Source organism: Kitasatospora sp. NPDC048662 (genome assembly GCF_055587065.1).
In genome coordinates this window covers 31,112-42,997 of sequence record NZ_JBVJHA010000003.1, presented here as the reverse complement: position 1 = coordinate 42,997, position 11,886 = coordinate 31,112, and the positions used below count along the sequence as shown (strand labels likewise).

The following is an 11,886-nucleotide window of genomic DNA, read 5'->3' as shown; positions in this document are numbered from 1 at the left end:
GCTGGAGGAAGCTCCTCGCAACCGACTCGACGTGGAGGAATGCACCGATGACCGCCGACGCCGCTGTTGAACTGACTCCCGAGGAGCTGGAGGCCGGACTGACGGCCGAGCAGCTGCGCACTCTGGTGGGCCTGGTCGAGTACGACGCCTCGACCGACCCGTTCCCGGTGACCGCCCAGGACGCGGTCGTCTTCGTGGTCGGCAACGCCACCCAGACGGCGCAGTTCTACCAGGCCGTGTTCGGCATGGAACTGGTCGCCTACTCGGGCCCGGAGACCGGCCGCCGCGACCGCAAGGCCTTCGTGCTGCGCTCCGGCTCCTGCCGGTTCGTGATCAAGGGCGGCGTGCTGCCGGACAGCCCGCTGCTGGACCACCACCGCCGCCACGGCGACGGCGTGGTCGACCTCGCGATGGAGGTCCCGGACGTGGACAAGTGCATCGAGCACGCCCGCGCCCAGGGCGCCACCATCCTGGAGGAGCCGAACGACGTCTCCGACGAGCACGGCACCGTCCGCCGCGCCGCGATCGCCGCGTACGGCGAGACCCGGCACACCCTGATCGACCGCTCCCGCTACAGCGGCCCGTACCTGCCGGGCTACATCGCCAAGGAGTCCACCGTGGTCCGCCCCGAGGGCGCGCCGAAGCGGCTCTTCCAGGCGCTGGACCACGCGGTGGGCAACGTCGAGCTCGGCAAGATGGACGAGTGGGTGTCGTTCTACAACCGGGTGATGGGCTTCGTGAACATGGCGGAGTTCGTCGGCGACGACATCGCCACCGACTACTCGGCGCTGATGTCGAAGGTGGTCGCCAGCGGCAACCACCGAGTGAAGTTCCCGCTGAACGAGCCCGCGATCGCGAAGAAGAAGTCGCAGATCGACGAGTACCTGGAGTTCTACACCGGCCCGGGCTGCCAGCACATGGCGCTGGCCACCAACGACATCCTCACCACCGTCGACGTGCTGCGTTCGCGCGGCGTGGAGTTCCTGCACACCCCGGACTCGTACTACGACGACCCGGAGCTGCGCGAGCGGATCGGCAAGGTCCGCGTCCCGATCGAGGAGCTGAAGTCGCGCGGCATCCTGGTGGACCGCGACGAGGACGGTTACCTGCTGCAGATCTTCACCAAGCCGATCGGCGACCGGCCGACCGTGTTCTACGAGTTCATCGAGCGGCATGGTTCGCTGGGCTTCGGCAAGGGCAACTTCAAGGCGCTCTTCGAGGCGATCGAGCGCGAGCAGGACCGGCGCGGCAACCTCTGACGGACAGCCGGCAACCAGGGCGACGAGGGAGAAGCGGGACGATGGCGTACTACCGGCAGCTGGGCTCGGTGCCGCCCAAGCGGCACACCCAGCACCGCACCCCCGAAGGGGGCCTCTACTACGAGGAGTTGATGGGCGAGGAGGGGTTCTTCTCGGACTCCTCGCTGCTGTACCACCGGCACATCCCGTCGGCGGTGACGGCCGCCTCGGTGTGGGAGCTGCCCGACCAGTCCACCACCGCGAACCTCCCGCTGCTCCCCCGTCACCTGAAGCTGCACGAGCTGTTCCCCGGCCAGGAGTGGAAGTCGGCGGACGTCGTCACCGGCCGCCGGCTGGTGCTCGGCAACGCGGACGTGCGGATCTCCTACGTCGCGGCCGGCGCGCCCAGCGAGCTGTACCGCAACGGGCTGGGCGACGAGTGCGTGTACCTCGAGTCGGGGACCGCCGTACTGGAGACGGTCTTCGGCACCCTGACGGTCGGCCAGGGCGACTATGTGATCATCCCCCGGGCCACCACGCACCGCTGGGTGCCGACCGGGGACGAGCCGCTGCGCGCCTACTGCATCGAGGCGAACAGTCACATCACCCCGGCCCGCCGCTACCTCTCCAAGTACGGGCAGCTGCTGGAGCACGCCCCGTACTGCGAGCGCGACCTGCGCGGCCCCGAGGGCCCGCTGCTGGTCGAGGGCGGCGAGGTGGACGTCCTGGTCAAGCACCGCGGCCCGGGCGGCGTGGTCGGCACCCGCTACACCGTGCCCGACCACCCGTTCGACGTGGTGGGCTGGGACGGCTGCCTGTACCCGTACGCCTTCAACATCTCGGACTTCGAGCCGATCACCGGCCGGGTGCACCAGCCGCCACCGGCCCACCAGGTGTTCGAGGGCAACAACTTCGTGATCTGCAACTTCGTGCCGCGCAAGGTGGACTACCACCCGCTGTCGATCCCCGTGCCGTACTACCACGCGAACGTGGACAGCGACGAGGTGATGTTCTACTGCGGCGGCAACTACGAAGCCCGCAGGGGCTCCGGCATCGGACAGGGGTCGATCTCGCTGCACCCCGGCGGCCACACCCACGGCCCGCAGCCGGGCGCGTACGAGCGCTCGATCGGCGTGGAGTTCTTCGACGAGCTGGCGGTGATGGTGGACACCTTCCGCCCGCTGGAGCTCGGCGAGGCCGCCACCGCCAGCGAGGACCCGAACTACGCATGGACCTGGGCGAAGCGATGAACGTACCCGAGCTGTACCGGGGGCTGTTCGACGACGCGGCGGTCTTCCCGCCCGGCGACCTGCCGCTGGCCGAGGCCGTCCCCGCGCACCGGGCGCACCGCGCCGCCCCGTACGCGACGGCGGTCGGCCCGCTGCTCGCGCCGATCGACAAGCTGGCCGAACTCGCGCCGCTGGCACCGGAGTTCCCGATCGTGGTGACGGTGCCGACCGGTCGGCTGGCGGAGGCGGTGAAGGCCGCGGCGGGCCTGCCGCTGGCGGCCGTGGAGTACGTGGCCGGCGAGGACGTGCGGGCGGCGGTGGCGGAACTGGACGCGCTGCTGCCGGACGGCGTCGGCGCGGCCGTCGAGGTGCCGCGTTCGGATTCGCTGCATGCGCTGGACGCCCTGGCCGGCACCCGCTACCGCGCCAAGTACCGTACCGGCGGCCTGAGTTTCGCGGCGTTCCCGAGCGTCGCGGAGCTCGCCGCCTTCCAGGTGGCCTGCGCGGAACGGGAGTTGCCGTACAAGTGCACGGCCGGCCTGCACCACGCGGTGCGGCACACCGACCTGGGCACCGGCTACGAGCACCACGGCTTCCTCAACGTCTTGCTGGCGGCCGGGAGTTCGAGCCGGGAACAGGCCACCGAGCTGCTCGCCGAGCGTGACGGGGCCCGGCTGGCGACCGCCGTGCAGTCACTGACGGAGCACCAGATCGCGCGGATCCGTTCCGCGTTCACCGCCTTCGGCACCTGTAGCATCGCCGAGCCGTTGGAAGACCTCGCCCGACTCGGCCTCCTGGAGAACTCTTGACCACCACCACCTGGCTCGATCTGCCCGCGGACTCGCCGTTCGGCGTGCACAACCTGCCCTACGGCGTGTTCACCGCCCCCGACCGGCCCGGCCGGCGGATCGGCGTCCGGATCGGCGAGCGGGTGCTGGACGCCGGCGCGGCCGCCCGAGCGGTCGGCAGCCCGTCCGAGCTGCTGGCCGCCGAGACGCTCAACCCGCTGATGGCGGCGGGCCGTTCGACCTGGCAGGCGGTGCGCGCCGCGCTCACCGAGTGGCTCACCGACGACGCCCACCGCGCCGCCGTCGAGCCCTGCCTGCTCGACCTGGCGGACGTCGAGCTGCACCTGCCGTTCGAGGTCGCCGACTACGTCGACTTCTACGCCTCCGAGCACCACGCCACCAACCTGGGCAAGATCTTCCGTCCGGGTTCGGAGCCGCTCACCCCGAACTGGAAGCACCTGCCGATCGGTTACCACGGCCGCTCCGGCACCATCGTGGTCTCCGGCACCCCGGTGACCCGCCCGCACGGTCAGCGCAAGGCCCCCACGGACGCGACACCCTCGTTCGGGCCGAGCCGCCGCCTCGACATCGAGGCCGAGGTCGCCTTCGTCGTCGGCACGCCCAGCGCCATGGGCACGCCGGTGGCGCTCGCCGACTTCGCCGAGCACGTCTTCGGCGTCTGCCTGCTCAACGACTGGTCGGCGCGCGACATCCAGGCCTGGGAGTACGTGCCGCTCGGCCCGTTCCTCGGCAAGTCCTTCGCCACCTCGGTCTCCCCCTGGGTGGTGCCGCTGGAGGCCCTGCAGCACGCCCGGGTCACCCCGCCGGCCCGCGACGTGGAGCCGCTGCCCTACCTCGACGACCGGGACGCCGAGCCCTGGGGCCTGGACCTGGCGATCGAGGTCGCGCTCAACGGCCGCACCGTCTCCCGCCCGCCGTTCGCCACCATGTACTGGACCGCCGCCCAGCAGCTGGCCCACCTCACCGCGAACGGCGCCAGCCTGCGCACCGGCGACCTGTACGCCTCCGGCACGGTCTCCGGCCCCGAGCCGGACACCCGCGGCGCGCTCATCGAACTGACCTGGAACGGCGAGCACCCGCTCAAGTTCCCCGACGGCACCGAGCGCACCTTCCTGGAGGACGGCGACGAGGTGTCCATCAGCGCCACCGCCCCCGGCCCGGGGGGGCTGCGGGTCGGCTTCGGCGAGGTCACCGGGCAGATCGTCGGCTGATCTGTCCCACCTGGGCTGCGGGTGCGTCAACGGCGCGCCCGCAGCTCGCCGCTGGTCGCCGCTGTTCGGGTGAGATTCCGCCCGTCCTGCCCGGCCCGGTACCGTGCAGGAAAGATCGTCGTACTTTCCGGGACGGAGCGGTGGCAGCAATGACGACGGACACCCCGCAGGACGTGCTGATCGACCGGATCGGCCGCACCGGCCGGATCACCCTCAACCGCCCACGCGCCCTCAACTCGCTGACCCACGGCATGCTGGAGACCGTCCGCGCCGCACTCGACGCCTGGGCCACGGACGACCGGGTGGCGGCCGTGGTGCTCACCGGCGCCGGCGAACGCGGACTGTGCGCCGGGGCCGACATCCGGGCCATCCACGACGACGCCAAGCTCGGCGGCGCCGGCGGCCGGGCGTTCTTCCGCGTCGAGTACCCCCTCAACGAACTGATCTCCCGCTACCCCAAGCCGTACCTCGCACTGATGGACGGCATCACCATGGGCGGCGGCGTCGGCCTGTCCGCGCACGCCGCGATCCGGATCGTCACCGAACGCTCCGCCGTCGCCATGCCCGAAACCCGCATCGGCCTCGTCCCCGACGTCGGCGGCAGCCGCCTGCTCGCCCTCGCCCCCGGCGAACTCGGCACCCACCTCGGCCTCACCGCCGCCACCATGACCGCGGGCGACGCGCTGTACTGCGGTTTCGCCGACCACTTCCTCCCGTCCTCCGCACTGCCCGCACTGCTCTCCGCGGACGACCCCGTCGCCGCTGTTGCCGCGCTCGCCGAGGCCGCCCCCGCCTCCGAACTCGCCGAGCAGCGCGAGTGGATCGACCACTGCTACGCGGCCGACAGCATCGAGGAGATCCTGGAGCGTCTCCGGGCCACCGGTCTCCCCGAGGCCAAGGAAGCCGCCGAGCAGCTGCTCGCCAAGTCCCCCACCATGCTCAAGGTCACCCTCGCCGCCCTGCGGCGGGCCCGCATCCTGCCCTCCCTGGCCGCCACGCTCGACCAGGAGTACCGGATCTCCTGCGCCGCCCTCACCCACCACGACCTGGTCGAAGGCATCCGCGCCCAGGTCGTCGACAAGGACCGCAACCCGCGCTGGAGCCCGGCCACCCTCGCCGAAGTCACCGCGGCCGACGTCGCACGCTTCTTCACCACCCCCGAGGGCGGCGACCTGCGTTTGCCGAGGTGACCATCGTCTCGCCTGTCGAGACTGGCATCCGGGGCGACGTTCCGAGATCGTATCCACCGTCAGTGTTCCGCTCAGCGTGGAGAGGATTAGCGGCGATGACCGAGTACGAGACGATCCTGGTGGACCGCAAGGGCCGGGTCGGCATCATCACCCTCAACCGCCCCAAGGCGCTCAACGCGCTCAACACCCAGCTGATGACCGAGGTGGTGGCGGCGGCCAAGTCCTTCGACCGCGACCCGGAGATCGGCGCCATGGTGATCACCGGCTCCGAGAAGGCCTTCGCGGCGGGCGCCGACATCAAGGAGATGCAGGACAACCGCTTCCCCGACGTCTACCTCGACGACTGGCTCGGCCCCTGGGACGAACTCGGCCGCCTCCGCAAGCCCGTCATCGCCGCCGTCGCCGGCTACGCCCTCGGCGGCGGCTGCGAGCTGGCGATGCTCTGCGACATCCTGATCGCCGCCGACACCGCGAAGTTCGGCCAGCCCGAGATCAAGCTCGGCGTCATCCCCGGCATCGGCGGCTCCCAGCGCCTCACCCGCGCCGTCGGCAAGGCCAAGGCCATGGACCTCTGCCTCACCGGCCGCATGATGGACGCCGAGGAGGCGGAGCGCGCCGGCCTGGTCTCCCGCATCGTCCCCGCCGACCAGCTCCTCCCCGAGGCCCACGCGGTCGCCGAGACGGTCGCCGCGATGTCCCTCCCCGCCGCCGTCATGATGAAGGAATCCGTCAACCGCGCCTTCGAAACCACCCTCGCCGAGGGCGTCCGCTTCGAACGCCGCCTCTTCCACGCCGCCTTCGCCACCGCCGACCAGAAGGAAGGCATGTCCGCCTTCGCCGAGAAGCGCCCGGCCTCCTTCACCAACAAGTAGGCCCAGCAGGGACGTTGATGATCACGCTCCGCCCCGACGGCATTGCCGCTGCGGGGCGGGGCGAACCTGACGGGCACACTCCGACCGCACCGGAACACCCGCTCAGTCCCGGCGGAACTCGACCACCCGGCTGTTCCGGTCGACGTCCACGTGCACCGTCCCGCCGGAGTAGGTGTAGGTGAAGCGGCGGCGCCCGCCCTGGCCACCGTGCGGGGCGAACTGCGGTTCGCCGGAGGCGGCGGGGTGCCACTGGGCGAGGAACCGGTCTGCGGCCTCGCGGGCCTGCTGGTCGGTGGCGGGGCCGGAGTCGGTCTCCTCGGGGAGGAAGCCGCCGTTGAGGTCCCTCAGCAGGCCGGACGGCCAGTCCAGGGTGAAGCCCTGGCGCTCGCCGGTGACGAACAGTTGGTCGACTCCCGGGCCGCCGAGGCGGCGCTGCACCGCGACCACCCGCGAGCCGGGGCCGAACAGCAACTCGGCATCCCGATGGGCGAGTTCACGTTGCGGACCGGTGGCTGCCGAGAGGCCGGTGGCGACGGTCGGCTCCAGCACCAGGGACTGGAGCAGCAGTACCGGCACCCCGAGCGCCGCCGCCATCGCACCACCGACCGCCAACTCCTTTCCGGCAGGCCGTATCCGGCGGCGTTGGACGAGGCGCACCGCGCAGCCGAGCAGCACGCCGGCCAGGCCGCCGAGCGCGTTGGCGGCGAGGTCGCCGCTGTCACAGGCGCGGCCGATGAACGGGAGCAGGCCCTGCACGGTCTCGGTGGCGGCGGTGAGCCCGAGCACGGAGACCGCGACGACAGCGGGCCGGCCGAAGGCCAGCACGGCGAAGAGACCCAGCGGGACGTACATCAGCAGGTTGAGCCGGCCCTGTTCCGCACCGAGGGTGAAGGCCAGGTCGGCGCCCCAGGTGCAGGACGGGTTCTGGCCGCCGCCGTTTCCGGTGGGGCAGAGGGTGGCGGCGAGTTCACCGGCCAGGGCGACACCGAGCAGCACGGTGGGCCACTGCGGGAGGCCTCGCCGGGCGGCGAGCGACCGGGCGGCGGCGCCGAGCAGCACGGCCAGCACCAGGAAGGCCGGTACCAGGACGACGTTGTTGTTCAGGATCGCGCTGATCATTGATGCTCCGTCAAATCATCCAACACACAAGCGAGTTGGAACCCCGCCGCGGCTACTGGATGATACGGGCCAGGCCGGCCCTGGTCGCCGCGACGACGATGTGGTCGCCGGGGGTGAGGCGGCGGGAGCGGTCGGCGAAGTTCCACTGGTAGGAGTCGGCGCGGCGTTGCAGGCGGACGGAGACCACCCGGACGCCGCCGGCGGATTCCAGGTCGCCGATGTTGCTGCCCTCGAGGGCGGAGCCTTCCTCGACGGTGAGTTCGGCGATCAGCAGGACGTGGCGGAACACCGAGAGGGTGCCGAGGACTTCGCGGCCCATCAGGGCGGCGGCGAAGGCGGGCGCGGCCAGGTAGGAGACCGAGCGGGAGGCGACGTTGCCGAGGGTGGCGTACACGTGGTGGGCGAAGTCGTCGTCGAACAGCCGTACCACGATGCGGACTTCGGGCCGTACCGCGCGGGCTTCCAGGGCGGCTTCCAGGTTGGCGGCGTCGTCGGAGGTGACGGCGGCGACGGCCCGGGCGTGCTTGACCCGGGCCTGCTTGAGCTGCGCCTCCAGCGGGCCTTCCCCGATCAGGACGGGGATGCCGAGGGCGCGGGCGGCGGCGATGCCGCGGGCCTGCGGGTCGCGTTCCAGGCAGACCACGGGCAGGCCGGTGCCGTGGATCAGGGTGGCGACCCGGGTGCCGACGTTGCCGAGGCCGACCACGATGACGTGGTCGCGGGTGCGGGCGCCGGGCGGGCGGGGCAGGCCGCGGCGTCCGCTGGCGAGGGCCTCGACGGCGATGGCGGTGACCAGCGGGACGAAGGTGATGCCGCAGAAGGTGATCAGCACCTGGGCGGCGCGGGCCCACGGGTCGCCGAGGGCCTGGTCGGCGGGCAGATCGGGCTGGGCGGCGCCGGCCGCGTCCAGCAGGGTGGAGTAGAGCGTCCAGCCGAGGCCGGGCGGGTGCTGGGTGCGGTAGTAGAGCACCGCGGCGCCGACCACGATCGCGGCGAAGGCGGTGATCAGGATGACCCGCAGCCGGGTGTTGGTGAAGTACTTGAGGCTGTCCAGCAGCCACCACTTGACCCGCTTGGCCAGCGGCTGGCGGAGGGCCGGTTCGGCGTCGAGTGGTTGCAGGGCGGCGAGGCCGCCGGGTTCGCGGGCGGGGTCGAGGTCGGGGCGGCCGAGCTCGATCGGGCCCTCGCCGCTGCCGAAGCGTTCGGCGATCCGGATGAAGTCGGCGGCCCGGCCGCCGGTGTCGGGCAGCAGGCGCAGCCGGCTGAGGTCCTGGCGGTCGATCCGGTCGGCGACCAGGCAGAGCTGGTTGCTGTGGATGTCCTCGTCGTAGGCGACGTACAGGTGACGTCCGCCGACCTCGACGGTGTGCGGGCGGCCGAGGGCGCCGTTGGCGAAGGCGGGCGCGGCGGTGGCGGAGGCGGACAGGGCCGCGCAGTTGGGGAGGAGCTTCTCCAGGTGTTCGCCGAGCCGCTGGTTGAAGATCCGCAGCACGATCCGCACGCCGTGGTTGCGGTTCTCGGCGGCCATCGCGGCGTGGATGTTCTCCTGGTCGGTGCCGTCCATCAGCGCGATGCCGCGGGCCCGTTCGACCCCGGCCGCGCCGAGCGCCTCGCCGGTCAGCGTGGAGTACTCGAGCACGGCCGCCACACCGGGCAACTCGGCGATGGCGGGGCCGTATTCGCGCGACCGGTCGGGCACCACGGCGACCACCGGCACCTCGTACTGCTCGGTGAGTTCGAGGATCAGCCGGTAGGCGATCGAGTTGCCGCCGCAGACGATGTAGTGCCCCTCGACCGGCCCGGCCCCGCTGTGATTCGGCCCCGGCCCACCGCTGACCGGCCCGGCCCCGCTGTGATTCGGCCCCGGCCCACCGACTGGCCCCGCCCCGCTGTGATTCGGCCCGGCCCTGCCGCTGTCCCCCGCCCCGGCCGCGTCGGCCGCGGACTGGGGGCTCCCCCGCCCCTGATCCGTCATAGCGTCAGATGGTAGACGGCCCGTCAGGACGCCGGGGTGAACAGACGGTATCGGATCCGCGCGAGGAGCCTCACCCGTTCGGCGGAGTCCGCCGTGCCCGGGGACGGGACGGGCGCCGAGGCTGGGGGTGATCCCTGTTCCGCAGCGGCAACCCCCGGAGGAGCCATGGCAGACCCCTATCGGACCGACGACCGTCCCGGCCTGGTCGGGCCGTTCCAGCAACTGGCCCGGATGGCCTGGCAGGCGGTGCTCGCGGGCGGTCTGATCTCCCTGGCGCTGGGGGTGATGATCCTGGCCTGGCCGAAGCAGACGCTGTGGGTGGTCGGCGTGCTGTTCGGCGTGTACCTGGTGGTGATCGGCATCGTGCAGCTGGTCGCCGCGTTCGGTACGCACGTCGCGACGGCGCTGCGGGTGCTGGCGTTCGTCAGCGGCGCGATCTGCGTGCTGCTGGGCCTGCTGTGCTTCCGCTCGGCCGCCCAGTCGATCCTGTTGCTCGCGCTGTGGATCGGCATCGGCTGGCTGTTCCGCGGCATCACCCATCTCGCCGCGGTGGCCTCCGACCCGCTGATGCCGGCCCGCGGCTGGCAGGGCTTCATCGCCGCGCTGTACGTGCTGGCGGGCATCCTGCTGATGGTGTTCCCGGCTCACTCGATCACCGCGCTGGCGATCCTGGGCGGCTGCGCACTGCTGGTGATGGGCCTGACCGAGATCTTCGCGGCGCTGCAGATCCGTCGCGCCGCGAAGCTGTACCCGCGCGAACTCTGATGCCCTGACGGCACCTTGGACCCGCCCGGACGCACCGGGCGGGCCTTCGCCGTGCTACCGCCCGGGCGGGACGGGCTGTTCGGGGGCGAGCGAGTTGCCGCCCGGGATGCGGCCGCAGTCGCTGGGGGCGGTCTTCCCGGCGAACCGGTCGTTCAGGTAGCCGATCGCGGTGGGCGCCCACGGGACGGTCGCGCCGAGGTGGCTGAGCAGGTCGTACTGCTGGTAGGCGATCCGGCCGTTGCCGGTGGCGCAGTACTGCCGGGCCAGGGCGCGGACGTCGCCGGCCACCATCACGCCGTCGCCGGTGCCGATGCCGGGCAGGTTGGAGAAGGTGCCCTCCAGCACGCCGGCGTTGCCCTGGGCAATGTAGCCGGGGACGGTGGGGGTGGCGGCCGAACCGAGGTTGATCTTGTTGACGGCGGCCAGGAACGGGGGCACGGAGTTCGCGTCCGCGTACTCGGGCTTGGCGAGCTTCTTCCAGGTCAGGCCGGGGTACTGGCCGAGCGCGTTGACGATCGAGGCGCCCTGCATCTTCGCGTAGACCTGCTTGCCGTAGTCGCTCAGGTACGGCGTCAGGTCGAGGTCGTAGGCGCGGGCGACGCCGATGATCGCCATCGGGATGACGCCGGTCCACACCACCCCGCCGTCCACGTACTTCAGGTTGTGCGCGGGGTCGACCAGCAGGCCGCCCTCGGCGAAGCCGACCAGGCGGCGATTGACGTCCGGCGCGTAGCCGGGGGCGAGGGCGGCGGCCCAGTTGGTGGCGATCGCGCCGCCGGAGTAGCCGAGCAGGCCGAACCGGGTGTCCGCGTTCATGCCGGTCGCCGGGGAGGCGGAGACCGCGCGGATCGAGTCCAGCGTGGTGGTGCCGTACTCGGGCCCGGCGGCGAAATCGGCGCTCTGGCCCTCGGTGTCGGGGATCACCACGTCGTAGCCCTGGAGCACGAGCGGCACCACGAGCAGCGCCTCCGCGTTGGGGATCGCCCCGCCGAGGGTGAGGCCGCCGGCGATCGCCCGGGAGGGGCCGTCGGCCGGGTTCAGCGAGTCGTAGAACGACTGGTACGACACCGCCTTCGACCCGTCGCTGCCCAGGCCCCGCACCACGGTGGTCACCCCGGCGGACGGGCGGCCCTGCGCGTCGGTGGTGCGGAACAGCAGCTGCACGGCCTGCACCGGGGTCGGTATGCCCAGCAGGTGGTACGCGAGGGTGCGGGTCTTCAGCACGGTGCCGGGCGCCAGCGAGGACAGCGGGGTACTGCCGTCGTAGGTGTAGAACGTGTCGGTGGACGTGCCGACCGCGGTGGCGGTGACGGCAGGGGCCGCGGTGGCGAGAGCGGCGGCGGCGAGGGCGGTGGCGATCGTCCGGGCGACGGCTCGGTACATGGCTCTCCCGTTTCTGACTGTTTCCGGTGGGGGTGGGGGGCGCGACCTGACGGGGGGTCGGTGGGGATCGCGCGAGTTACCTACGAGTAGGTAAC

At 72.0% G+C, this 11,886-nt stretch carries 10 protein-coding genes; 7 read left to right on the top strand and 3 right to left on the bottom strand.

Annotated features, from left to right (window positions below; all coding sequences use genetic code 11):
- Positions 1-47: 47 nt before the first annotated feature.
- From hppD to ACZ6R9_RS10685, 6 genes are all read left to right on the top strand, one after another.
- A complete protein-coding gene (hppD, locus tag ACZ6R9_RS10710) occupies positions 48-1,259 on the top strand; it encodes a 4-hydroxyphenylpyruvate dioxygenase (RefSeq protein WP_380488513.1) in 1,212 nt (403 codons plus the stop codon).
- Between the two features lie 41 nt (positions 1,260-1,300).
- Entirely contained in the window at positions 1,301-2,488 is a 1,188-nt protein-coding gene (locus tag ACZ6R9_RS10705) for a homogentisate 1,2-dioxygenase (RefSeq protein ID WP_380488511.1), read from the top strand.
- Positions 2,467-3,276 (top strand): hypothetical protein, encoded by an 810-nt coding sequence (locus tag ACZ6R9_RS10700; protein ID WP_380488509.1) that lies wholly within the window; start codon positions 2,467-2,469, stop codon positions 3,274-3,276. Before ACZ6R9_RS10705 ends, ACZ6R9_RS10700 begins: the two co-directional genes overlap by 22 nt.
- Positions 3,273-4,487: a fumarylacetoacetase gene (fahA, locus tag ACZ6R9_RS10695; RefSeq protein ID WP_465537770.1), complete on the top strand. Its 1,215-nt coding sequence runs from the start codon at positions 3,273-3,275 to the stop codon at positions 4,485-4,487. The genes ACZ6R9_RS10700 and fahA overlap by 4 nt, the downstream gene beginning before the upstream one ends.
- A 149-nt stretch (positions 4,488-4,636) precedes the next feature.
- Positions 4,637-5,677 (top strand): enoyl-CoA hydratase/isomerase family protein, encoded by a 1,041-nt coding sequence (locus ACZ6R9_RS10690; protein WP_465537768.1) that lies wholly within the window; start codon positions 4,637-4,639, stop codon positions 5,675-5,677.
- A 95-nt stretch (positions 5,678-5,772) separates the two neighbouring features.
- Positions 5,773-6,549 carry an enoyl-CoA hydratase gene (locus ACZ6R9_RS10685; protein WP_380488505.1) on the top strand — a complete coding sequence of 259 codons (777 nt, stop codon included), beginning with the start codon at positions 5,773-5,775 and terminating at the stop codon, positions 6,547-6,549.
- 102 nt (positions 6,550-6,651) lie between these two features.
- On the opposite strand, the gene ACZ6R9_RS10680 is transcribed toward ACZ6R9_RS10685, so the two are convergent.
- Together ACZ6R9_RS10680 and ACZ6R9_RS10675 are read right to left on the bottom strand one after the other, a co-directional pair.
- Entirely contained in the window at positions 6,652-7,668 is a 1,017-nt protein-coding gene (locus ACZ6R9_RS10680) for a VanZ family protein (RefSeq protein WP_465537766.1), read from the bottom strand.
- Between the two features lie 52 nt (positions 7,669-7,720).
- Positions 7,721-9,643 carry an NAD-binding protein gene (locus tag ACZ6R9_RS10675; protein WP_465537764.1) on the bottom strand — a complete coding sequence of 641 codons (1,923 nt, stop codon included), beginning with the start codon at positions 9,641-9,643 and terminating at the stop codon, positions 7,721-7,723.
- Positions 9,644-9,808: 165 nt separating this feature from the next.
- Between ACZ6R9_RS10675 and ACZ6R9_RS10670 the strand changes: the two genes are divergently transcribed.
- Complete coding sequence (locus ACZ6R9_RS10670; RefSeq protein WP_465537762.1) at positions 9,809-10,408, top strand: HdeD family acid-resistance protein; 600 nt, start codon at positions 9,809-9,811, stop codon at positions 10,406-10,408.
- Positions 10,409-10,462: 54 nt separating this feature from the next.
- Here ACZ6R9_RS10670 and ACZ6R9_RS10665 read toward each other — a convergent pair whose 3' ends face one another.
- Entirely contained in the window at positions 10,463-11,791 is a 1,329-nt protein-coding gene (locus ACZ6R9_RS10665) for a lipase family protein (protein WP_465537760.1), read from the bottom strand.
- Positions 11,792-11,886 lie beyond the last annotated feature (95 nt).